A 24,282-nucleotide genomic window follows, 5' to 3' on the forward strand; every position below is an offset into this window, starting at 1 on the left:
GCAGCAATACAGGCAGCAGACAAAAGGGTAAAAATATCTTAATGGTCATATGCAACGCAAAGGTTAAACCCATTGTCAGCTTGCAAAACTTTGTTGTATGAAAAAATATAGTATTCAATTACCCATACAGTTGCTGGCCATTGCGGCCATGGTATTGCTTTTTGCTGCCTGTACCAAAAACAACAGAAAAACACAAACCTATACTATTTATAGCCCGGTATATGCATCAAAAGCACAGGTATTGGCTTCCATCAACGGCTCAGCCAGTGAGGCCATTGAGCATGCTGGCAAACTGTATATTAAAGACAATTTTATTTACCTGAACGAGGTAAATAAAGGCATTCATATTATTGATAACAGCAATCCCAGCCTCCCGGTTCAAATCGCATTTCTGTCCATTCCCGGCAACCTGGATATTGCCATAAAAAACAATATTTTGTATGCAGACATGTATGACGATTTATTGGCACTTGATATTACCGACCCACACCATGCAAAAATTACCAGTACCTTAAAGGGTTTCTTTAATGGCAGAATGTATGTAAATGGATTTTTTGCCAATACGGAAGATAAAGTAGCCATAGACTGGAATGAAAAAGACACCACCGTTTTTATTGAGGAGAATGTTTATGGCGAATGCAATGGTTGCATGTTTGCCGATGGAGCCACCAACCCAATGGTAAAATCTACCAGTGGCGTGGCCGGTTCTATGGCGGGCATGGTGCTGATGAATGATTATTTATATGCCATTACCGAAATGCATAGTTTGGGTATTGTAGATATTTCTAATGCCGCATACCCCAAATTAGATTCTGCCTTTTTTGCGGGCTACGATCTGCAAACCATTTACCCTTTTGAAGACAAGCTTTTTCTCGGCTCGGCCATTGGCATGTTTATGTATGATGTTAGCAACCCGCAACAACCCACTTCGCTTGGCGAGTTTTCGCATGGCCGTGCCTGCGATCCCGTTATAACCGATGGGGATTATGCCTATGTTACCCTGCATGCCGGCGAATCCTGCGGCGGAGATCAAAACGAACTAAATGTGATTAATGTGCAGGACATTCAACATTCCACCCTGGTTAAAACTTACCCGCTTACCAAACCTACCGGACTAAGCAAGGATGATAACCTGCTTTTTATTTGCGATGGTGATAAGGTAAAAGTGTTTAATGCGTCCAACCCGGCTGCGCTGGTACTTATAAACGAAATAAACAGTAAAGACCCCTACGATGTTATTGCCATGAACAATAAAGCCATGGTTGTAGCTGCCGATGGGCTGTATCAATACGATTACAGCAATATCAACAGTATCCGCCAGTTAAGCTTTATGGCTATTAAAAAATAAAGTACTATACCTGTAAAAAGCTGGGGCGATTGTTTCGTCTCAGCTTTTTTTATGTTGTTGAGCCCAACTTTTGTACTACCATCAGGCATCCTTGCGTCGCACTCTTGTACGGCTAAACCAATATGCAGCTGTTATAAAACAGCCCAAAAGCACCGCATATTGGCAGGTATCCCTTTTTACCATCCAATTTACCAACCCGTTACTCCAGCCAAACTTTTAAGGAACCCATATCTCCTCCTAATCCATTGTAAATCAGTCATATTAGTCCATTTTAGTCTGTTATTATTTGCCGACCAAACATCCAGGCCCCGAAGTGTGCGACGCAAGTAAAGCTGCATTACTTGCTGCTGTTGGGCTCACCCCTTGTTTTTCTGGTAAAACAGCGTAAGTATTTTAAAAAAAATAGGGTATAAAAAAGAAGAACAGGTGTCTTACCTGTAATACGACTGCATGTTTACACGGAAATTTTACTGCCAGCACTTTTTTTTAGCTATGCGAAAACCGCACACAGCCTGCATTTCAATAATCGCAACCCAGTTTTTGATCATACTGTTTCCTTTTTTTAAAACCAGTTTCTAGTACTAAAAAATCTATACAATGAAGAAAGTTTACTTGTTGTTTTTTGCTTCTCTCCTGCTTTTAGGTAAAACCAATGCCCAGTTGGTTGTTTTTGGAGATGATTATGCTCCGGGCGTTTCTTTTGCCGCTTTTGGTGGTAGTACCAATGCCATGTCGCTGGATAATACCGAACATCATTCGGGTACTGCCTCGCTAAAAATTAATGTAACTTCTGGCTATACCGGCGGTGCATTTGTTTCGGCTACACCAAAAGATTTATCCACTTATAATGCCGTTACTTTTTGGGCAAAAGAAAGCTCGCCCTACCTGCTGGATGCAGTGGGTTTAGGTAATAATGCTACTACTACCGTTTACGCTGTAGAGCGCAATGGCGTGGCTTTAACTTCGGGCTGGGTAAAATATTATGTACCTATTCCGGTAGCGTCTAAATTAACCGCAGAAACAGGTTTATTTCACTTTGCAGAAGGTTCTGGAGAGGGTGCTTATACCATTTGGATAGATGATGTACAGTACGAGAATGTTATTGGTGGTGTAATTGGTACGCCTACCGCATCTTTTGCTACTGAAACACAGAATAAAGAAATAGGTGCCACTTTTGGTGCCAACGGAACCACTTCCACTTTTCCGGTGAATAGTGTAAACCAGGCTATGCAAACAGCAAAAGCTTATTTTACATGGACAAGCTCAAATACTGCCGTAGCAACCATTGATGCTGAAGGTGTAGGAACAGGTTTATCTGCCGGCAGCACAACCGTTACCGGTAAATTAGGCGCTGTTACCGCAGCAGGTACTTTAACTGTAAATGTTAGTGCAGCTGTATCTCCATCTACTGCCGCACCAACACCACCCATTAGAAATGCCGGAGATGTAATCTCACTTTTCAGTGGAGCATATACTGATGTGGCGGGCACTGACTGGTTCCCTAACTGGAGCCAATCTACTGTAGTTACAGAGGTTTCTATTGCAGGTAATGCTACCAAAAAATATTCAACTTTTAATTATCAGGGTGTACAATTTGCCTCTGCTATCAATGCTTCTGGTATGACCAAATTGCATATTGACTTATGGACACCAGATTGTACCGCTTTTGAGGTGTATCCAATTGTAACCGGCCAGCCAGAACAAAAAGTAACGGTAACACCGGTTGCCGGCTGGAACAGTTTTGATATTAGTTTATCCAGCTACACTATTCCTTTAAGCAGCATTATACAGTTAAAATTTGTAGGTGCACCATTTAGCGGAAGTACTGTATTTCTGGATAATATTTATTTCTATAAAGAGGGCGTAGTTATAAGTGAACCTGCCACGGCAGCCCCAACACCAACCCGTAATGCGGCTGGCGTTATTTCCCTGTTTAGCAATGCCTATACTGATGTGCCTGTAAATACATGGAGTACCGATTGGGATAATGCTAATGTAGAAGATGTACAGATTGCTGGTAACGATACTAAGAAATACACCAGCCTGGTATTTTCTGGTACAGAATTTACTGCCCCTACCATTGATGCCACCACCATGGATCATTTCCATGTAGATGTATGGACACCAGGGGCTGCAGAAGTTAAAGTAAAACTGGTTGATTTTGGCGCCAATGGCACTTATGATGGCGGCGGTGATGATAAAAATTCTATTGAGTATGTTTTATCTCCTGCACCAACACCTGGCGCATGGGCCAGCTACGATATTCCTTTAACCAGCTTTACCGGTTTGGATACCAAACAGCATTTGGCACAATTGCTATTTGTAAGCAGCACCATTACCTTATTTGTTGACAATGTGTATCTGTACAATACTGCTTTACCTGTAAGCTTTACAGGTTTTACGGCTACCCGTAAAAACAACACAGCATTGTTACAATGGAGCACTGCTTTTGAACTAAACAATAAAGGCTTTAGCATAGAACGCAGCAGCGATGCTACTACCTGGAAACAAATTAATTTTGTAAACGGTGCAGTAAGCGGTACCGGTGCCCGTACTTATACAGCTACAGACCTTTCTCCTGCGGCAGGTACCAATTATTACCGCATTAAACAAATTGATATTGATGGTCATGCAACATATTCCTCTACACAAACTTTAAGTTTTGATAAGGCGAATGCAGCTACATTGGTATTGTTCCCTAATCCTGCAAAAGATAAGGTAACCATTACCATTGGAGCTATCAATGGCAATAATGCCCGCTACACCATAATAAGTGCAGATGGCAAAATAGCTAAATCGGGCACATTTGGCAAGGCACAGGCCAATACCATTCAAACACTTGATGTAAGTAATTTACAAAGAGGCGTATACATTGTACAATTATCAGATGGCATTACACAGCAAACTGCCAAACTGTTATTGAATTAAGCACACGCTTTATTTGATTTGTTAATTTTAAAAGCCGTGATTTCTACATAAACTGTTAGAAATCACGGCTTTTGTTTTATTTTTTAGCGTACAAATTGGATAAAAAATTAGACAATACAATTTACTGTAAATAACAAATTCATTTAAGCCTGTTATTTTGTAGGTTTGAAGGGTACAATAAATTTTCCCTAAGAACACATGTCTGATAAAACAGATAATATTGTATTAAACGATTACTGGCAGGCTTTTTTAAAGGGCGATGAACAGGCATTTGAAGCAATACACAAAATGCTTTTTGCCATGTTGTATAACTATGCGCTTAAAATGCAGTTTGGCGATGAAGAATTATGCGATGACAGTGTGCAGGAACTCTTTATAAAACTTTGGATTAAACGCGAAAAACTGCCCGAAGTACGATCGGTAAAAGCCTATTTGATGACGGCACTACGCAGGCAAATTCTCAACAATATCCGCAGCCGCCATTTGCACGAATTAAAAGTGCGTGTTACCCGCCAGCCCGACATAGAATTTTCGCAGGATGAGATTGTAATGAAAAAAGAAGAAGACAGTGCTTTGCACAGCAAAATCCTGGAGCTTTTAAACACATTGCCTAAACGACAAAAAGAAGTAATATACCTGCACTATTTTGCCGGTATGGATCATAACCAGATTGCCGCAGTAATGAGCATCAATTACCAATCTGTTTCTAACCTAAAACAAAAAGCCATTGATAAAATGCGCAATGCCGGTTTGCTGCAATTATTCCTTGCCATTGCGGCCTTATATCAGGAAACGCACCATTAAAAATATCCTTAAGTCAAAGCTCATTTTTATTAGCCCAGCTATTGTAGTAATAGCAACATTACTTGCGTCGCACTCTTGTGCTTTAGGTAATGCTATTCAGCTGTAAACAACAGCCAAATACCCTTTAACCGAATGTAGTTATACCGTATAAGAGTGCCACAAGAATTGGCTTTAAAAAGGTCCACATATTATAAATAATTGGATAAGTAACTCTAAAATAAATGGATTTTAACAGCCGGCATACACAGTAATCACAAAGCAAAAATATATAGCCTTTAAAACCAACAGCCTGAATTAAATACAGGTGTTGTTTTATAACCGATTAATAAAAAATTTGCCGAACAAGATTAGGTGATTTATGTTATACAGATGCCTGCTTATATAAAATGCTTGTTTCAATTGCTAAGCTGGTATTGTATTACACCACAAAATTGAGTTGCAATGTATAACTGTTGTGTATTGCTGCCATAAATGAGGAACGTACAAGAGTGCGACGCAAGTAAAGCTGCCCATGGCCTTTTTGCCGGGCAAAAAAATGCATTAAAAATTGCATTAAACAGGGTATAAAAAAATAATTGCTGTGTCTTAGTTGTAATACAATTGCATGGATAATCATCTTATTCCCGGTCAGGAGGATAAAGACCTTCCGTTTTACTTTAAACCTAAACAGGTAACCGATGTAAAACGATTAAATAATTGGCATGCCATAAGCAATGGCATAGACGAAAATATGCTGCAAGGCAAAAATAAGCGCATGGGATATATTTCCTTTGCAGCTGTTTTTTTGGTAGTAATTGGCGCAATATGGTTTTTTACCATACGTGAAACCCCACCCGAACTTACCACTTATGCAACTGGCTATGGTAAAGTAAAAATTATGCTTTTACCAGATAGTTCTAAACTTATTTTAAATGCCAACTCAACAGTAAAAATTCCTAAAGACTGGAAAACAACCGGTAACAGAGAAGTATGGCTGGAAGGGGAAGCCTATTTTGAAGTAACCAAAAAAATTGCGACCGGACAGAAATTTATTGTACACACCAATCAGGTAGATGTAGAGGTATTGGGTACCAGGTTTAACGTAAATACCCGCCGCAGCGAATCGATTGTTGCATTGGCCGAGGGAAAGGTTCAACTGGCCATTAAAGAAAAAGGCGTTACAGTAATAAAAGACCTGAACATGCCATCGCTGGTATTAAAGCCGGGCCAGGTGGCAAAAGTAGACTCTACCTTACATGTTAGCGTAGCTGAAGATACCAATATAGACCGCTACGCATCGTGGGTACAGCACGAATATCATTTTGATAATACTTCACTGGGTACGGTAGCCGGTATTATTGAAGACACTTATGGATATAAAATGATTGTACAGGATTCTACATTGCTACAACGTTCTATTTCCGGCGACCTGCGTGCAGAAAATATTGACGCATTTGTAAATGTGCTGCAAGCCACGTTTAGTCTGAAAATGACCATTGATAAAAAGACAATTATTATAAGTCAACCATAGCTTTTATTTTCTAACGGTTATTATTAAAACTGCATTATGATTACAGCAACACCTGTCGGGAGATTATTGCTCCATGCGTTTCTTTTATTGGGTATAACCAGTTCTACGATGTCTTATGCACAGCAGCATAATAGCCTCGACACACAAATTGAGGTAAAGGGCAAAGAAGCAGTACAAAAAATTGAGGCTACTTCTATCCCAAAGATTTTATCGGATGCCCGCAAATCATTTGATGTTGATTTTGTGTATGAGACCAATATTCTACCTGACACTAAATTGATGGTAGACCTTGCCAAATACAAAACAGTAGAAAGCTTTTTGGATGAGCTTTTAAAGCCATATGGGCTTAAATACAAGAAAGTATTATCCAGAACATTTGTATTGTATAAAAACACCGAAGACCTTAAAAAAATGGTGGAAGTAATGCGCTCACAAAACCTGGTGGATATACCAGCTGATTTACTGGAGCCCGACCCCATTATTGCTGCCCCGGTAAAAACCATTCAGGGCATGATTACTGATCAAAAATCTGGCTTACCCATAGAAGGGGTAAGCGTTGCAGTTAAAGGCACCAAGCAAGGCACTACCAGTGATAGAACCGGCGCTTTTAAAATAGCTGTTGACAATGAAAATGCAATACTGGTGTTTTCGATTATAGGTTATGCCCCGCAGGAAATGCTGGTAGGCAGCAATAATAATTTACAAATAAGTATGGTTAGTACTGCCGCAACACTTAATGATGTTGTTGTGGTAGGTTATGGCACCAGAAAAAGAAAAGAATTAACTACGGCTATTTCATCACTTGGCTCAAAAGAAATTGCAGTTTTGCCTGTAGCAGATGCAGCTCAGGCCTTGCAGGGCAAGGTAGCGGGTGTAACTATTGTACAGGGTAGTGGCGCACCCGGTGGTACCGGTGGTACACAGATAAGGATAAGGGGCATTACCTCTTTAACAGGTACCAATAACCCATTGATAGTAGTAGATGGTTATCCCCTGCCCGACCAGGGTGCTGATAACGTATTGAATTCATTTGGCACCAATGATATTGAGTCTATAGATGTATTAAAAGATGCAGCAGCAGCTTCCATTTATGGTGTAAGGGCTTCTAACGGTGTAATTATGATTACCACAAAAAGAGGAAGGGCCGGACAGGCAAAAATGAATGTGGATGTATACAGGGGCTTGCAGCAAGCATGGCAGCTACCCAATATGCTAAATGCAAAAGAATATGCCATTTTAAACAGCGAAGCAAGGATTGCCAGCGGGCTGGATGTATTGCCAAAACTGGCTAATGCAGATGCCATAGAAGAACAATATGGCACCGGCACAAACTGGTTAAAAGAAATTTTTAGAAGAGCCGCCATTCAAAGTGCCAGTCTTAACGCATCGGGTGGTTCAGATAAAGCAACTTATATGTTATCAGTAGGCTATCTTAAACAAGATGGCATTGTGTATAAAACAGATTTTGAAAGATTTAATTTCAGGTTTAATGGCGATATAAAAGTAAACAACAAGCTTAAATTAGGTAATACCCTTTCTCTTAGTAAATACATTGAGCATGGAGCAGATACCTACTCCGCATTTAACAGTGTTATCATACTTGCGTTAACCACACCTCCAACAGTATCACCAAGAAATGAAGATGGCACTTATGCCGGTGGTAATGGTAACGTGGATGGCTTTAGTGAACCTAATCCTATTTATAATCTGGAAGTACCCCAATCAAGTAACACAAAATACAGGGTTACAGGTAATGTATATGCAGAATGGGAAATTATAAAAGGCCTAAAGTTTAAAACTACCTATGGCGCAGATTATGCCTATAACGATGTTAAATCATTCTCGCCTGCTACACCTTCAACCGGAGGACAGCCCATCACCACTACAGGTTATGGCGCCACCAAAGTAGTGATACCAGATTATTTGGCTGAGTATACGCTGAATTATGATAAAACCATAAAAGAGAAACATAAATTAAACGCATTACTGGGCTATACTTACCAGGAAACACAATACTCCATTTTATCAGGTTCAAGAAGCGGCACTTTCAATTACCTGATACCAGTATTAAACAATGCTGTTTTTCTTCCGCAGAATACCAGTGAAATAAATAACTACAGTCAGGATGATGTTACCTCCCGTTTTATCTCCTATATAGGCAGGTTAAATTATACGTTTGATAACAGAATCTATTTTACAGGTTCTATAAGAAAGGATGGCAGTTCTAATTTTGCGCCTAAAAATAAATTCGCCATTTTCCCATCCTTCTCTGCAGCCTGGAGGCTTTCTGAAGAAGGTTTTGTAAAAAATATTCAATGGATTAGCGATTTAAAATTCAGAACCAGTTTTGGATATACCGGCAACCCCAATGTTAACCCGTATAGCTATTTAACCAGGATAGATCAGGGCTTTCAATATCCATTTGGCAATAGCTCAGGTACAGAAGGTGCCACACAAGGTGCTGCACCAACTGCCCCATCTAATCCGGATATTAAGTGGGAGAAAAACGAACAATTGGATATCGGTTTAGATGCATCCTTATTCAGCAATAAATTAACGGTAAATATCGACTACTATCAAAAACGCTCTAAGGATTTGATTTTGTATGTAGTGCCAATCAATGTATCAGGTAATTATGTTTCTGTACCATACAACACAGGTACCCTGCAGAACAGAGGGGTAGATCTTACCATTTCAGGTACTATTGTATCATCTAAAGCGCTAAACTGGAACGCCAGCATTGTGATGGGAACATTTACCAATAAAGTAGTTTCATTTGGTCTTGGATCCGCCTTTGATCGTGGCTTTGCCCGTATTAACGGCGGTAGTTTAAGAACTGATATTGGTATGCCGGCCAATTTCTTTTATGGTTTTAAAACCGATGGTATTTTTCAGTCATACGAAGAAATTGCCAAAAGCCCCGTACAAACTGCCGGCACAGACCCCACCACCAGTACTGCCCCTGGCGATATAAAGTTTAAAGACATCAATAGCGATGGCATTATTGATGATAAAGACCGTACCAATCTGGGTAATTCCTTCCCTCAGTTTACCTATGGCATTAACAATACTATTACCTATAAAGGCCTGGAACTAAGAATCTTTATACAGGGCTCTCAGGGCAATAAAGTGCTCAATTTTACCCGCTGGTATACCGAAGGCGGGGTAAGTAATGGCAATTATTCAAAAGATGTAATCAATCGCTGGACCGGTAGCGGCACCAGTAATGATATGCCCCGTTTAATATTGAATGACCCCAATGGTAATAACCGCGTATCAGACCGATTTGTAGAAGATGCTTCTTATATCAGAATTAAAAGTTTAAGACTTGGTTACACCCTTCCGGAAAAATGGTCAAAATCAGCCGGGCTTACCAAAGCACAAGTATATGGCAGTGTGCAAAACCTCTTAACCATCACCAAATATACTGGTCTTGACCCTGAAGTTGGCGGTGGCGTGGATTATGGATTTTACCCACAGGCAAGAACATTTCTTTTAGGTGTTGCAATTGATTTTTAATTCTTACCAAATTCTTAAAGCCAAAAATTATGAGTACAAAATATTTTAAAATAATTGCTTTTTCACTGCTGATTGCCGCCAGTTCAATACAGTGTAAAAAAAGCCTGTTACAGATAGACCCCACCATACCTAACAAAACGGTAGAAAACTATTACCAAACCGAAGCAGAAGCCTTAACGGCCGTTACTGCCACTTATACACCCCTGCAGGCCATGTATAATGGTGCGGCCTGGCATATAGGTGATATTATGAGCGACGACTGCGACCTGGGTGGTGGCGGCGGCGGCGATGGTTTAGAAACTGCTGCATTAGATAATTTCACTTTAGACGCTTTTAATCCCATCAGCTTTTTAATGTGGGCCCAGTGTTATTTTGGTATCTATCGTGCCAACCTGGTACTGGAAAAAATACCACAGGTACCCGTAATGAACGATAATATTCGCCAACGCAGTTTGGCCGAAGCTAAGTTTTTAAGGGCCCTGTATTATTTCCATTTAGTAAGATTATTTGGCGATGTTCCTCTATATACCAATGTAATTTCTTTAGGCGATGCTTCTACCATTTCCAGAAGCCCCAAAGCAGATGTTTATGCTCAAATTATTGCCGACCTGAAAGATGCGGAAACCGTTTTACCACTCTCCTATCAGGCAGATGATAAAGGCCGTGCTACCAGTGGCGCAGCAAAAGGACTTTTAGCCAATGTATACTTATGGATGGGCGACAATACCAATGCAGCTGCTAAAGCACTTGAAGTTATCAATAGCAATCAATACAGCTTATGGGATAATTATGCGGATAATTTTCAACTGGAAAACGAGAATGGCAAAGAATCCATTTTCGAAATACAATACCGCAATGGTAACCAAACCTTTAGCGATTATGGCCAGGGACAAAAACTAAATACCTTCTTCGGTCCCCGTTTCCAATATATTGTTGCTTCAGGCGGGTATGGCTGGAATGTGCCAACACTTGGCCTTGTACAATCATACGAACGTACCAATCCTGCCGACCTTAATACCATCATAGATAAACGCAGACCCGGCTCTATGTGGATGCCAGGCGACAAAGAGGAACAACTAGGCTATACGCAACCAGCTTCTTTGGTGGGCTCTCCTTATGGTTTTAATATCCGTAAATTCTTTGTACCCATTTACAATACTGCCGGCGACGTAGGTGGCTGGAGTTGCGCACTCAATGTTCCCTATATGCGCTACTCAGAAATTTTACTCATTTATGCAGAAGCTGCCGGCAAATCACTTGGTAAATCTTCTATTGATAAAGTTAGGGCCCGTGCCGGACTGGCAGCTTTACCTGATGCCTTAACTGATCAACAGTACTTGGATGCTATTTATACTGAGCGTCGTCATGAATTTGCTTTTGAAATGCACAGATGGTACGATCTGTTAAGGTATCCTGATCCTAATTACTTTATCAATGTAATGAAGGCAAGTGGCAAAACCAATATTACTGCCAAACACAGGTACTTACCTATTCCGCAAACTGAGCGGGATAAAGATCCCAACCTTTCTCAAAATGAAGGCTATTAATAACATTTAAAATATTGGTTGTATGAAAAATAATTCTCTCATTGCGTTCTTGCTGCTTGCCGCACTGCCACTTATTAACAGCAGTTGCGAAAAAACAGACCCCTCTTTAACAGGTACCGCATCGGTAGCAGATTTTAGCTTTGTGGAAAACACTGCAGTGTCAGATACACTGCCTTATCCTATCGCTATCACCTTTACCAATAACAGCACCGAAGCATTTATGTACCAATGGAATTTTGGCGACAATACTTCCCTTTCCGGCGTAGCCAATCCTGTGCATTATTATGCCGGTGGCGGCACTTACGATGTGCGCCTAACTTCAGTAGGTAGCAACGGCAATAACTCCGTTACAAAAAAACTATATATCGAAGGCGCCTGCCAGTTCGATTTCTTTAAAAAACTGGCTGAGTGTGGCAACACCACACAATGGACCTGGAGTAACGATGGAGATGCCATTAAAGTCTGGTCTCCTGATGCTACCCAGGTATACTTTGCAGGTGCCGCAGCATCCTGCCAGGTAGATGATATTTATACTTTTGGTGCTGATGGCAGTTTAACCTACAATGCCAATGGCACTACCTTCGATGTGCAGTCAGGCTATTCCTGCCAGCCTGATATACCCAATGCCAAAAACTTTCATGTAGTAGCAAAAACCGGACAAAAACCAGAGATTATACTGGATGCGATCGAAGGCAGTAACCGCTTTCCTTTTATTGGTACCAATGATAAAATTGCCGGCAATAAATATACGGTGATGAGCTACGACGATAATAATATGACCCTCCGTGGCACATTATCCGATGGCGCTTTGCTGGATGTTAAACTTAAAAAAGTAGTGAACCTTACTTTAGACCAAATACTGGCCAAACTTAGTGCCCATCCCTGGAAACTGGATGCAGCTGATGCAGCCCCCATTGTGGTAGGTATTGAAGCCAGCCCCACCGCCTATTTTGCCGGCGGCCCATTGGCCGATTGCCAAATGGATGATGAATATAGTTTTAGCGCCGATAAAAAAATAAGCTACAACGCCAATGGCAGTACGTTTATAGCGCCACCTTATTCCTGTGGTGCAGATCTTAGTTACAACAATATCGACTTTACCTATGGCGCCGTAAGCGGTGTTGCAGGTATTGCGCAATTCAGGTTGCCCCTTACTACCAATATTTTCTTTGGCACCACCGATTCGCCCAATGGAGTTAACCTCTACAGAATACTGGAAATAAGCGATACCAAAATGATTGTTCGTGCCGGCGATGGCAGCGGTACTATCTGGACCATGAAATTTATAGCTAAATAAACGAAAGCAATATGAAAACTAAAATATATCAGTATTTACCCATTTTGCTGCTGCTGGCAGCCGTTTCCTGTACCGATGAAAAGATTATACCACCTGTTAAACCGGTATCGCCTGTAATAGACTTAAACTGGCAATTTGAAAGCACGCCTGTTTGGGAAGATAATTTTGACAATGGCACTACACCCGATGCCGCTAAATGGACGGCAGAAGTAGGCGCCGGTGGTTGGGGCAATAACGAACTGCAATCCTATAAAGCCACCGGTAATGCCACAGTAGAAAATGGCAACCTGGTTATTACGGCTAAAAAAGAATCCGACGCAGGTAGAAACTACACTTCTGCCAGACTTATCTCAAAAGCAAAAGGAGACTGGACCTATGGCCGTTACGAAGTGCGGGCCAAGCTCCCTTCCGGGCGTGGTACATGGCCTGCTATCTGGTTGTTGAACTCCGACAATTTTTACGGCCCCTGGCCAACTTCAGGCGAAATAGATATTATGGAGCATGTTGGGTACGATCAGGACAATGTACACTGTACCATACATACCGCTTCTTTTAACGGACAATTAAATACACAAAAATCGGCGGGCACCATTGTAAGCGGTGCTTCTACCGCATTTCATACCTACCGGGTAGATTGGACGCCCTATTCTGTAACAGGATATGTAGATGATGTAAAATACTTTACCTATATCAATCCCAATACCGGCGTATCGGCATGGCCTTTTAATAAAAATTTCTTTATGATTTTAAATATTGCCGTTGGCGGCAACTGGGGCGGTGCACAGGGTGTTGACGATAGTATTTTCCCCCAGCAACTGGTGATAGATTATGTGCGGGTGTACAAAATAATCCAATAGCATTTTTGTAAAGGCAAGCAATAGTGGCACAACCATCAACCCTTAAAAGTTGGTGGTTTTTTTATGAGCCTAGCAATGGCAATATAGCAGCTTTACTTGCGTCGCACACTTGTGCGTTCGGAATTTTGTGGAGCAGGTATCGAAGCGCAGGTTAGAACGAAGGTCGTTGGAGACAACCCTAACAAGGGCGAAGAGAATTACAAATGCCCATTGTTATTCTGTCCGCCCAACTTGAAAAAAACCCAATGTTGTTAGTAGGCAATTAGTATTCTATAAGTCTCTCCAACACCAATTGATTTGCTATGCTAATTCCAACCCTTTTATTTTTTGAAATTATCTGCCCGTTCTTTGTAAAAGTATAGTCAACCTGCATTTCTAAAGAATTAGTATGCTCAATCGAATATTCTCCTGTCAATGCAAATTGATTCAGTTTAGTGTAGTTATTCATTTCAAAGAATGAATCCATTTGTATTGTTTCATGATGTAAGGAGTCCCACGCTAATGGAGGAAACACTGGCCTAACTATTTCTTTCTTATTGTTGTAAATAGTCATGAGGAGTTTTCTCAATTCGATACTACTTGATTTGCTAACACTTGCTTCTATTCCAACTCTGTCAAACATTTCCTCTTCCAATTTAAAATCAATTGTCAAATCATTATCCTTATGAATTGAAACATTGTTTATGTTGCTTTTATCTATAATAAACTGTTTAGTCATATTAGGTATGCCTACATAAATTGCTGTCAAACCCAAAACAAATAGAAGTATCGCTATAATGAACAAGAGTTTTTTGTTTTGAAGTTTGTGTCTTTGAATAAATAGATACAATAATGGAAGGCTAAGTATAATTGTGAGTACTAAAGCTACTATCCCACCAACATTAGAAAAATAAAGTCTTCCGTGACTACCTGCAAGTGCAAAACCTAAGACAAATAATGAAAGTAAAATAGCAATAATTTGAATAATAGAAAATGTCAAACCTCGTTTTAGCATAGTGTCTGTTTTTACTTATTCCCAACTCAACGATTGATGGTATTAAACATTATACCGGATAATCAAAAGATATTATTCCTCAACAACCCAGCATTATATAGGTTGTATTGTTTATAGCAGCAATACAATATATAAAAAATATTATGTGCTCAGCTTTTCTTTGCCTTGTTTCCAGCAGGGATTTGCAATTAACTGATGTTACAATCTCGATACCAACTTGAATAAACCTCAATGTTATAAAATTTTCTCAGTCACTTTTTTGAACTTGGTGGTTTTATTAGTTTCCCTCTTTTATTAATGTAAAGCCATTTGTCAGTTGTCCAGGTATGATGCGCTGCATCATCAGCATAAGTATTACAATTCATTCCAACTTTAGCAACTCCATTTTGAAAAGGAAAGGCGCAGTCAAATTGAGGTTTGACAATAATTTTCCCCGTTGCTTCGTCAGCATAGCCAATCTTATTGTTTGATATAATTCTAAAAAGTCCTTCGCTGGCATAGTCAGGTCCATTATCAAAAGGGAACACTTTATACAATATATCTTGTTGTCTGTCAATTGCAATAAAGCCAAAGTTTTTGTCTTCAACAATTGCATAAGTTCTGAAAGTATCTGTAAAACAGAAATTGTATTTGCCAGGTTTAACTACTGTGTCGCCATTTTGATTTTTATACCCATATTCATCCTTTGTTGTGTCAGCAAATAGAAGTAAATAGTCCTTGCTTTTCTTTTGCCCAAATGTTGTCAAACTATAAAGTAATAAAAATAGGAAAAGCTTAGTTTGAAGACTTGCCATAAAATGGGATATAATGAAAAAGGCCTGGCGTTGTTGGGGAATTAACGTTCCGACTAACCATAACTGAAGCCTAATAATTGCAATATTGCTGATGTTTTATCCATAAGCCAAATGTATACCGTTCAGCCCAAATATTGCCAAACCATATGTTGGCTGCTTGTGCCTATTTGTTTTAATTTAGTTTAAAAAAGTCTTCTAAAATTTTGAATTTTATTTTCGATTTGTCAACAGGATTTGTATACCCAAACTCTTCAAATGTTGCACCCCAAACAGTTCTAGGTTGAAATAATATTTTTTCTACAATTTTTGATGAAGCAGGATATGGAATTTCATTAACTGCCTCTATAAATGAAAACCATTTGTAAGATGAGTCAGCCAAATTTTGTCCATTAGCATATTGGGCAAATTTTACCACAAAATATGGCCTGATGTAGGTGCTATACTCTGTTGGGAAAATATAGGTGAATAGTCCACCAAGCCTAAAATTTGTATATTTTATTCCCATATCTTTTGCATCAGAGTCAATATATGATTTATACGAAATTGGTCCGTCAATTGTCCCCATGCTTGGCACTTCAAATGCTTTTCTGTTATTGTCGAAAGATAGCAAGACTTGTTTTTTATCATTCATTACAAGAACTTTTGGAAATATTATACTTATGCTGTCTGCCTTTGACTGTGCAGATATGCAATTACTCATTAGCAAAATAAATAGCGATATAAATATTGTTTTGAATTGTAGCATAAAATTAATTTTCATTGCAGGTTATTCTGGCATAGCAGCCAACTTAAAAATAGACGAACTTTTTAGCCATACCAAATAAAATCAGTTGTTGATAATGAATACTTGTATAGTGCGTTTTTTAAATAGTCGGTATGTCTATTTTTTTTCATTCAATTGTATTATGCTCTTTGCCCGGGTTCATATACTAAAATAATCATCCTACCTACCCCACCCATAAAAGCCGAATAGCGTATCCAACCGTACAAGAGTGCGACGCAACGGATGTGGGATAGTAGTTACCCTGCATGGCTAAAAAATACTGGTATAATTGGCAGCCTCTTTTTAACCCTTTTAAGTTGATTTTTAGTCAACCTATTTCAGGACTAACCAGTACAAAAGTTGAGGCTTATTCCGTTATGCCACATTTGCACAAAATCTCTTGTTTACGGTTCGTTGCTTTTGTTTGTTGTTGCAAATTTTGATTGTTACTTTGCTGGAGGCTATTGTTTATATTCTGAATAACTAATAAATTTTTGCCCATCGAAAAAGTAGATACCAGATTCTCTGGTCCCCACCCAAAGATTTCCGTTTTTATCTTCCAGAATTTCCCAGATCCAGGGATTGATTAACCCATCTTTAAAATAGGTGAAGGTTTTACCATCGTAACGTCTAAGACCATCACTGGCACCAAACCAAAGATTTCCCTTTTTGTCTTCTATAATTCGGGTGACTTCACTTGGCAAACCATCTTTTGTTGTAAAACTTGTAAATGTATTTCCATCATACCGATAGGCTCCACCCCAATTACTGAACCAAATATTTCCGTTTTTGTCTTGCAATTGAGGCCACCCCCAATTATGCGCTTTTGGCTTTGGTCCATCCTGAAATAAATCCATTGGTTTGAGGTTGGTTACAGATTTTCCATCGTATTGAAAAACACCTTCATTGGTTCGTCCACCTAACCAAATGTTACCAGTATTATCTTCTAAAATACGTTCCACCTTATCATTACTGGTTAAAAAGCCATTTGCGGCTTCATTGATTGGAAAATGTGTAAAAGATTTGCCATCGTAAATATAGACACCATCAATTGTTACAAACCATAGTTTTCCGTTTTTAGCTTGTAACATATTGTATACCCAGTGGGTTTGATTGTAGGGGTTCGTATTAGGAGGCAGATTTTTTGGTAAAGGAATCTGGATTTTGGAAAATGCCTTTCCATCGTAAAGACAAAGTCCAACTTCAGTACCCACCCAAATTTTACCATCTTTATCTTCCAAAATGCAATAAATTTTATTACAATCCAGACCATCGTTTATTGTAAATTGTTTAAAAGATTTTCCGTCATACTTATAAAGTCCATTATCTGTGGTTCCGAACCAAAGGTTACCAGATTTGTCTTGTAGAAAACGTTGAACAACGCCATTTTCTATGTTTTTTATTAGCTTTGAAGCATCCTCTTCTTTTGGCAAATCTTTTTTAACTTCTCCATTGCAGGCAGTGCCCAAAAGTAGTATTGTAAGAATAGTAAAAAATTGCATTTGTGTGACTTTTTTAATTCTTTAAATTGTCTTTGAGATTTTGTTGTTTAATTGTCGGTTTGGATTTCGCTCTGCAATGACCGCTAACGTCCCAGGCTTTACGTTAGCAGGACGGCTTTAGTCGTCCTGCTTGGAACTGGAGTTGAATAAAGATATGTAGTTACAAATAAATTCTATTGCTCAATAGCGTTCGGTCAAGCCAAGAACAAAAGCCCAATTGAAAAACAAAAGTTGGGAGGCTTGACCCGTCAGCCCTGCTGACGTAAAACCTTTTGTTACATGCCGTTTTTATTAAGCTAATATTTTTATGGCAATATTTAAGGATGTCTATTGAGAATTTCTTGTCATAATACATTTATATACATCTAGTTTGAATTAGTCAAGGCTTTAAGCATGAAACTTAATGTGCCAATTGTCCGTTCAGTGTCTTTTAGTTTAGTTTGAAGTTTGATAATTTTAAAGTATGTATTTGTCCAACCAATAAGGCCAAGTGGAAGTAAAATAAAAAGCATGTATTGATTAATTCCCCAAGAATAAATCTGAAAATCTGATTGTGAAATTGTTGGCAATTCGGAAATTTTCTCTTTTATGATTATTGTATCGTCGTTTATTGTCAATTGGTCTGAGTATTTTTTTATTGCGTCAAGTTGGTTGCAATAATTTTTATAATCGATGTCTGCCTCTAAAATATTTGGATAGAATATTAAGTTAGTAAACCTAGAATCTATTAATTGTGAAATTCGATTTGTTTCAATTGCGAAATTGTATATACTAACTTTTAAACTTACGAGTTGTGTCATTTTAAAATGGTATGTAACTCAAAAATAGACGAACTAAATAGCCATACCAAATAAAATCAGCAGTTGATAATCAATACTTGTATATTGCGTTTTTTCAAATAGATGGTGCGTCTATTTTTTATAAACCACTTGTACTTTTTTCTTTGCCTTGTTTACTCTGCACAAAAAAATAATCTACCTACCCCACCCATAAAAGCCGAATAGCCTACCCAACCGCACAAGTGTGCGACGCAACGGATGCGGGATAGTAGTTATCCTGCCTGGCTCAAAAGAGCATGTATTGAACCGTAGATGAGTGCGAAGGTAGATGGTGACTACTCTAACAAAGGCGAGCAGTTTTCTCAGTCATTAGGATTAAATACTTCTGAATTGTCAATGCCTTTTATCAATAACCACAGGCAAAATGCTAATTCACCAATAAAAATGGGGATGGCTACGTATGAAAATATCGGATTTGCAAATCCTTTTGAGAGTAGCATGGTGAAACTGTTTATCAGGTATCCTATTCCTGAAATCATATACAATATGCCAAGTAGTTTAGGTACTATTTTAGAGTTGAATATAACATAGCCAACCAACAAGCAATAACACCCAAAGAATACCAGGCCTATCGCATAGCCTACTCCCTGTATGTTTAGTGATAATTGCGAAAGGGTGGCAAGTTGACTGGGTTGAAATGTTTGTAAGTAAGCACTGTTACCCAGCATTAATAAGGGTGTGGTTTGATGTAAAAGATTTACACCAATAATAGCCGTTTGAACGATAACAAACAGCAGCGCCAATTGAAGTAAAAACTTATTGATTCGTTTAAATAAAAAATAAATAATTAAAACACAGGGTAACCCAAAAATAAAATTGACTATATCTGCAACAATCCCTAATCGAAAAAGCGTTTCTGACGATTGTATATTATTGGCTGTTTTCAAAGCATCTCCTGAAACGTTGAATGCTTGCCTTACAAATACTTCTGCAAATAAACCTGTTGCAATAACTATTAAGTATAACAGACCGGCAATGCGTGCTAGATTTTTGTTTGAAATCATTTTTAGGCAGTTGAATATAATTTAATTAATAGTTTGAGATGCCAGCAACGTCCACAGATTGTCGAAAAACTGGAATTCATATTCCGTCAGCCGATAACGCCAGCTAAATTATAGTTTAAAGTTCGTTGTTTGTTCTGCTGCTCCAAAGTATTCCTTCCGCTGAAACCTAAACAAAATAAAGAACTAAATGCCAAGCTTATTCGGTCAGCCAGTTTTTGCAAACCGTTTGTTAGCAGATTTATCTCGGAGACATTTCCCTTGCAAAAGCATTAGTTATATTAAGTCTTGAAATCCATATTTTTGAATTGTTTGGATTTACTTCAACTTTCTCTAAAGTCCCGCCGCATCTTATGTTCTTTCCGATAAGTTCAGACGGATTTATTACGTCTTTATATTTAAAATACTCAAAACAAAGAATGTTTGTCCTTATTCTATTATTGGTAATTGTCAAGCCTTGCATTTGTCCGTCAATTGTTACAAATTGTAAAGAATTGGTAGCTTGAGAAGAACTGTCAACACATAGATGTGCAGACATGACAAGTCTTTGACCAATATAATTATTTGCATTTTTTAAAAAGTCAGCATGTGTCATTTGGTCAAGTGTTACCATACCTGCTGCAGAAAAAATATTCATGTATGTAACGATACCACGTAAATCAGAGCTGTCATTTTGGGTTGAATTTAAAAGTTCGCTAGTCTTTTCAAAAGCCGCTTTGAAGTCTTCCTTTTGAACAAATGGAATAACAGATTTAAAGTCGTCATATGTTATTATTTGCCCGTAAGAAGTTGTCGTAACAACGAAGTGCAAAAGAAGTGTGAGTATATATTTCATAAGCGTAGAATGTTATTCAAAATTTGCTACCAACGGTTTACGTATTGGCAATGATGGTGTATTTGAAAAACGTAAGCTCAACATTTGCACAAATGCCCAATAGAATTACAAATGTTGAGTTTACAACTGTCAGCCCCACTATTGCCAATACGATGTTAGCGGTTCGGCTTCTTTCACTCGTGTCATTTGTCTATAAATTCTTTTTTGTTTTTCCTTATGTAGGCCACTTGAATTTGTTGCAGGTTTTCCATTTTGTAAAGGTCATAAAACTCATCGTCATATTTGTTTAAAGGGTTGTCGTCATACGATTTGCTGAAACCTTCTAATGTTCCGTCTTGATGTTGAGTTATTTTAGGATTTTCTTTTTCAAAAGTTTCATTGGCCCTTTTGGTCAAGTCAGCAAACTTTGTCGCTCCGACAAGTCTTAAAGCGTCTGGTAAATGTTTATAAAATTGTCCGCTTGAGTTGAAGTAAAATTGGTTGTAACCGCCATTATTTACTTCTGCTTCTAAAGCCCAAATCATATAAATAGCTTGTCGTGATTTGTTCCAACTCATTACGGTTTCGTATTCCTTTTCGTAGTTTGTCGGTTGCTTTTCGGATAGGTTGTCAAAAACTACTTGCAATAAATTGTCATCCGGAGTTGTGTCAATAATTTGTTCAGTCAATTCTTTATGTATAGGTCTGTTCTTAAATGCTTCAACTGATTGGGCAAGTTGTTCTTCCATTTCCTTGCTAAGTCCAATATCATTTTTCTTTGTCTGTCCAGAACAGCCAAACAAGTTTAAGATTGTCGCTATAAGCCCCATAATTATTAATCGTCTTGTCATTGCAGTGTGTAATTTAGCCTGACCACCAACTCAAAAATAGACGAACTAAATAGCCATACCAAATAAAATCAACTGTTGATATTCAATACTTGTATAGTGCGTTTTTAAATATATGCTGCGTCTATTTATACCATTCACTTGTACCTTTTTCTTTGCCTTGTTTCCTCCACCCAAATAAAATTAATCTATTTACCCCCACCCATAAAAGCCCAGTAGCGTATCCAAACGTACAAGTGTGCGACGCAACGGATGCCTACTAGCAGTTACCCTGCCTGGCTCAAAAGAGCATGTATTAAGCGAAGATAATTGTAGACAATCCCAAAGACCCATTGCCTACCTGTATGCATTCTTTAGTGGGTAAATGCAATTGTATACGTACCGGTTTTCAATGGCACCCTGGTGGTTTCTTTTGGGTAGGTTTTGCCATTTATTGTAAAACCTGATTTCCGCAAATCTTTGGGAATCTCCATAAAACATGGCTGATCGGCCGGAATGTCTAATTGGTAATGGTAGGTAAGCTCCTTATTTTTCTCCCAGCTTATTCCCATGCTTTTTCCTTGTACCATTGGAACCCGCCCCCTGGCCCAGGTAATGCTCTCGCTTTGAAAAGGAATGATTGCTATTTCCTGATAGCCCGGCTTTGCCGGTTGTACACCCAGTATATTTTTTGACATAAAATATAAAGGAGATCCACCCCATGCATGACTATAGTCGCCGCCATAGCCCGTCTCCGTTAGGTCCTGCCAGTTTTCTTTTAAGGTGTAGGTTTCCCTGTTAATACCATTCTCCCATTTTTTCATTAATGCCAACCCAAGTGTATTGTATTGGTTAGCATGCTCCACTGCCGATAAAACAAAAAACATAAAATAGGGCTGCAGGTCTATTGCTTGTTGACTAACCACATAATTCAAAATGGCTGATTGCTGATTGTGAGGAGCAATATCATATAATACCGCCAGCGTATTTACATGCGGACTATACGTAACAATAGCGGTATCTTTTGGAAAAAAATAATGATTTTCTCTTTTTGACAGGAAGGGGATTCCATCCTTATACAGTTGCTTTTCCTTATCCCAAAGTAAATTGTTCATCGCCGCTTTTATTTTGCCGGCGAGTTGCAGGTTTTCATCTTGTAGTATGTGGTTGCCTGCAAGCTGATTTAGATGGGCAGCATCCAATAAAGATTTATAATAAAAGGCAGTCATATACCCCATGCCTATTACAGCCGGTGGGTGATGCGCATTAAACTGGTCAATTTTTATCCAATCCATAAACATATAATCCGGGGCATTGCTTACCAGATAATTACTGTCTAAATAGGTTGTAAATAATTGATTTAATTTATTTACATGGGGTAACAGTTCTTTTACCAATTGCATATCGCCGGTATATTGATAATATTGACGCAGCATTTGTACCCATAATAATGAGTAGCTGGTATGAAACATATCGTACTTATTTTTCTCCAGTAGCAAAGCTGTTTTAACCAGGGTTTGCCGCGTAAGCCAGGGGTCTCCAAAAGCATAATAGTTAATTAGCGATTCAATTAAATAATCGCCGGTGCAGGCAATGGGCTCCTGGTGTTTGGGAGAATCATAAAACATATCGTTCATGCATAGTTGGGTGGTCCAACGGGTCATATCCCACAGTGTAGTAAGCTGTTGGTTAGAGCAGGAAAAACTACCTGCATAGTTAACCGGATAGGAAGAAAAATCTGCCCGAATATTTTTTATCACTAATCCTTTCTCTGATGCTACTTCTACTTTCAGGTAGCGGAATACGCTTACATATGGCGCATAAAAAACATTTATACCTTCTTTGCAAACAAAGGTTAATGCCCTATTCTGTGAGGCATATTTTTTCTCGTAGGGATACATTTTTAGTGTATCATTTTTGTGGGCCACTAGTTCAAAACCATAATAGGCGGTCATGTTTCGGTTGTAGTCAAGGGTGAATGCTGCTTTGTGCAGTGGCTTATTAAAAACAGCAGATGCCATACCGGCCATTTCAGTGGCATTGGTAAGCTGCCAAACTTGTTTGGGTTTTACGTCATACCTGAATGGAACTGGAATTTTGCTACTAATTAAATACCCTTTTTTGGGGAAATTTTTTATGGCTGCATACTCCCACGCGGTATCATCAAAACCGGGCTTGCTCCAGTTAGGTATTGCCACATTTGCGTTATAACTATAATTGCCGCCCATTATGGTGAAAGCTGTATCAACAGTACATTTCCAGGTACTATCTGTAGCAACAATATTTTTATGCAGGCCATCATCCAAATCGCAAATAAACAGGCCTTGTCCGCTGCTGGTTTCAGCAATTTCCCGGCTATGGCTATACACTTCTACCGCAATGGTATTGGTACCCACATGCAAAAATGGCTGTACGTTATGGGTATTATAAAACCAATGTTTGGGTGCAACCCCATCATTATAATCGTTGCCAATATTGGCAGGATCCTGGGCCACAAAACTGCCGTTGATATATATGCGGCAGCCCACATCTGCTGTTATACTTAGTATTAGCTGATTGGTCAATGCAGTTACTACAAAGCTTTTTCTAAATAATGCTTTGTATTGTTTTGTATAGGCCGGGTTATCGCTCCAGTCTATTTTTGTTGCCTGGTATGCCTTAAAGGTGGTTGGATTAAGCCATATCCAATCTCCTGTCCACGCATTTTTAGGGAATAACTTATCCGCAGTAAAGTGGCTATTTTTTATATAGTAGCCTGTTGCATCTGCCATTACCTTATACCCATCATTATTGGTACCATAGCCTGGCTGGCAATAGGCTTTACCTGCAAGCGCCAAAAAAAAGCAGGCAATCAAGGTCAGTTTAGTAGTGTATATTGTAGCCATTATTCCATTTCTTTTGTTGTACTATTTGCTATTAGTAGCGGTAACGCAAAAAC

At 38.9% G+C, this 24,282-nt stretch carries 17 protein-coding genes; 8 read left to right on the plus strand and 9 right to left on the minus strand.

Annotated features, from left to right (window positions below; genetic code table 11):
- Positions 1 to 97: 97 nt before the first annotated feature.
- The 8 genes from GD597_RS01415 to GD597_RS01450 all read left to right on the plus strand — a co-directional run bounded on the left by GD597_RS01415 (position 98) and on the right by GD597_RS01450 (position 13,810).
- The gene (locus GD597_RS01415) at positions 98 to 1,348 is read left to right on the plus strand and encodes an LVIVD repeat-containing protein (RefSeq protein ID WP_171606003.1); all 1,251 of its coding nucleotides are present in this window, start codon (positions 98 to 100) and stop codon (positions 1,346 to 1,348) included.
- A gap of 597 nt (positions 1,349 to 1,945) precedes the next feature.
- Entirely contained in the window at positions 1,946 to 4,276 is a 2,331-nt protein-coding gene (locus GD597_RS01420; protein WP_171606004.1) for a T9SS type A sorting domain-containing protein, read from the plus strand.
- 198 nt (positions 4,277 to 4,474) lie between these two features.
- Positions 4,475 to 5,080, plus strand: coding sequence for an RNA polymerase sigma factor (locus GD597_RS01425; protein WP_171606005.1), 606 nt, complete (start codon positions 4,475 to 4,477; stop codon positions 5,078 to 5,080).
- Between the two features lie 604 nt (positions 5,081 to 5,684).
- Positions 5,685 to 6,590, plus strand: coding sequence for a FecR family protein (locus GD597_RS01430; protein WP_171606006.1), 906 nt, complete (start codon positions 5,685 to 5,687; stop codon positions 6,588 to 6,590).
- Between the two features lie 108 nt (positions 6,591 to 6,698).
- Positions 6,699 to 10,109: a SusC/RagA family TonB-linked outer membrane protein gene (locus tag GD597_RS01435; RefSeq protein WP_171606007.1), complete on the plus strand. Its 3,411-nt coding sequence runs from the start codon at positions 6,699 to 6,701 to the stop codon at positions 10,107 to 10,109.
- Positions 10,110 to 10,138: 29 nt separating this feature from the next.
- The gene (locus GD597_RS01440; protein WP_171606008.1) at positions 10,139 to 11,656 is read left to right on the plus strand and encodes a RagB/SusD family nutrient uptake outer membrane protein; all 1,518 of its coding nucleotides are present in this window, start codon (positions 10,139 to 10,141) and stop codon (positions 11,654 to 11,656) included.
- A gap of 22 nt (positions 11,657 to 11,678) precedes the next feature.
- On the plus strand, positions 11,679 to 12,953 hold the full coding sequence (locus GD597_RS01445; protein WP_171606009.1) for a PKD domain-containing protein: 1,275 nt from the start codon (positions 11,679 to 11,681) through the stop codon (positions 12,951 to 12,953).
- A gap of 11 nt (positions 12,954 to 12,964) precedes the next feature.
- The gene (locus GD597_RS01450) at positions 12,965 to 13,810 is read left to right on the plus strand and encodes a glycoside hydrolase family 16 protein (protein WP_171606010.1); all 846 of its coding nucleotides are present in this window, start codon (positions 12,965 to 12,967) and stop codon (positions 13,808 to 13,810) included.
- A 262-nt stretch (positions 13,811 to 14,072) separates the two neighbouring features.
- Here GD597_RS01450 and GD597_RS01455 read toward each other — a convergent pair whose 3' ends face one another.
- The 9 genes from GD597_RS01455 to GD597_RS01495 form a co-directional block, all read right to left on the minus strand.
- A complete protein-coding gene (locus tag GD597_RS01455; protein ID WP_171606011.1) occupies positions 14,073 to 14,804 on the minus strand; it encodes a hypothetical protein in 732 nt (243 codons plus the stop codon).
- A gap of 251 nt (positions 14,805 to 15,055) precedes the next feature.
- Positions 15,056 to 15,598, minus strand: coding sequence for a WG repeat-containing protein (locus GD597_RS01460; RefSeq protein ID WP_171606012.1), 543 nt, complete (start codon positions 15,596 to 15,598; stop codon positions 15,056 to 15,058).
- 172 nt (positions 15,599 to 15,770) lie between these two features.
- Positions 15,771 to 16,343, minus strand: coding sequence for a hypothetical protein (locus GD597_RS01465; protein ID WP_171606013.1), 573 nt, complete (start codon positions 16,341 to 16,343; stop codon positions 15,771 to 15,773).
- A 479-nt stretch (positions 16,344 to 16,822) separates the two neighbouring features.
- Positions 16,823 to 17,863, minus strand: a complete 1,041-nt coding sequence (locus GD597_RS01470) for a ligand-binding sensor domain-containing protein (protein ID WP_171606014.1) — start codon at positions 17,861 to 17,863, stop codon at positions 16,823 to 16,825.
- A 365-nt stretch (positions 17,864 to 18,228) separates the two neighbouring features.
- On the minus strand, positions 18,229 to 18,663 hold the full coding sequence (locus GD597_RS01475; RefSeq protein ID WP_171606015.1) for a hypothetical protein: 435 nt from the start codon (positions 18,661 to 18,663) through the stop codon (positions 18,229 to 18,231).
- Positions 18,664 to 19,004: 341 nt separating this feature from the next.
- Positions 19,005 to 19,706, minus strand: a complete 702-nt coding sequence (locus tag GD597_RS01480; RefSeq protein ID WP_171606016.1) for a DUF4386 domain-containing protein — start codon at positions 19,704 to 19,706, stop codon at positions 19,005 to 19,007.
- A 238-nt stretch (positions 19,707 to 19,944) separates the two neighbouring features.
- Entirely contained in the window at positions 19,945 to 20,538 is a 594-nt protein-coding gene (locus GD597_RS01485; protein WP_171606017.1) for a hypothetical protein, read from the minus strand.
- A gap of 182 nt (positions 20,539 to 20,720) precedes the next feature.
- A complete protein-coding gene (locus GD597_RS01490; protein ID WP_216368491.1) occupies positions 20,721 to 21,368 on the minus strand; it encodes a DMP19 family protein in 648 nt (215 codons plus the stop codon).
- A gap of 350 nt (positions 21,369 to 21,718) precedes the next feature.
- Positions 21,719 to 24,229, minus strand: coding sequence for an alpha-L-rhamnosidase-related protein (locus GD597_RS01495; RefSeq protein WP_171606018.1), 2,511 nt, complete (start codon positions 24,227 to 24,229; stop codon positions 21,719 to 21,721).
- Positions 24,230 to 24,282 lie beyond the last annotated feature (53 nt).

Origin of the sequence: Limnovirga soli, from assembly GCF_013106755.1 — a bacterium.
GTDB classification, from domain to species: Bacteria; Bacteroidota; Bacteroidia; order Chitinophagales; family Chitinophagaceae; genus Limnovirga; species Limnovirga soli.

What these genes read in the sequence shown, in the direction of transcription:
- GD597_RS01415 (WP_171606003.1), top strand. Translation starts at nt 98, where the DNA reads ATGAAAAAATATAGTATTCAATTACCCATACAGTTGCTGGCCATTGCG.
- GD597_RS01420 (WP_171606004.1), top strand. Translation starts at nt 1,946, where the DNA reads ATGAAGAAAGTTTACTTGTTGTTTTTTGCTTCTCTCCTGCTTTTAGGT.
- GD597_RS01425 (WP_171606005.1), top strand. Translation starts at nt 4,475, where the DNA reads ATGTCTGATAAAACAGATAATATTGTATTAAACGATTACTGGCAGGCT.
- GD597_RS01430 (WP_171606006.1), top strand. Translation starts at nt 5,685, where the DNA reads ATGGATAATCATCTTATTCCCGGTCAGGAGGATAAAGACCTTCCGTTT.
- GD597_RS01435 (WP_171606007.1), top strand. Translation starts at nt 6,699, where the DNA reads ATGTCTTATGCACAGCAGCATAATAGCCTCGACACACAAATTGAGGTA.
- GD597_RS01440 (WP_171606008.1), top strand. Translation starts at nt 10,139, where the DNA reads ATGAGTACAAAATATTTTAAAATAATTGCTTTTTCACTGCTGATTGCC.
- GD597_RS01445 (WP_171606009.1), top strand. Translation starts at nt 11,679, where the DNA reads ATGAAAAATAATTCTCTCATTGCGTTCTTGCTGCTTGCCGCACTGCCA.
- GD597_RS01450 (WP_171606010.1), top strand. Translation starts at nt 12,965, where the DNA reads ATGAAAACTAAAATATATCAGTATTTACCCATTTTGCTGCTGCTGGCA.
- GD597_RS01455 (WP_171606011.1), bottom strand. Translation starts at nt 14,804, where the DNA reads ATGCTAAAACGAGGTTTGACATTTTCTATTATTCAAATTATTGCTATT.
- GD597_RS01460 (WP_171606012.1), bottom strand. Translation starts at nt 15,598, where the DNA reads ATGGCAAGTCTTCAAACTAAGCTTTTCCTATTTTTATTACTTTATAGT.
- GD597_RS01465 (WP_171606013.1), bottom strand. Translation starts at nt 16,343, where the DNA reads ATGCTACAATTCAAAACAATATTTATATCGCTATTTATTTTGCTAATG.
- GD597_RS01470 (WP_171606014.1), bottom strand. Translation starts at nt 17,863, where the DNA reads ATGCAATTTTTTACTATTCTTACAATACTACTTTTGGGCACTGCCTGC.
- GD597_RS01475 (WP_171606015.1), bottom strand. Translation starts at nt 18,663, where the DNA reads ATGACACAACTCGTAAGTTTAAAAGTTAGTATATACAATTTCGCAATT.
- GD597_RS01480 (WP_171606016.1), bottom strand. Translation starts at nt 19,706, where the DNA reads ATGATTTCAAACAAAAATCTAGCACGCATTGCCGGTCTGTTATACTTA.
- GD597_RS01485 (WP_171606017.1), bottom strand. Translation starts at nt 20,538, where the DNA reads ATGAAATATATACTCACACTTCTTTTGCACTTCGTTGTTACGACAACT.
- GD597_RS01490 (WP_216368491.1), bottom strand. Translation starts at nt 21,368, where the DNA reads ATGACAAGACGATTAATAATTATGGGGCTTATAGCGACAATCTTAAAC.
- GD597_RS01495 (WP_171606018.1), bottom strand. Translation starts at nt 24,229, where the DNA reads ATGGCTACAATATACACTACTAAACTGACCTTGATTGCCTGCTTTTTT.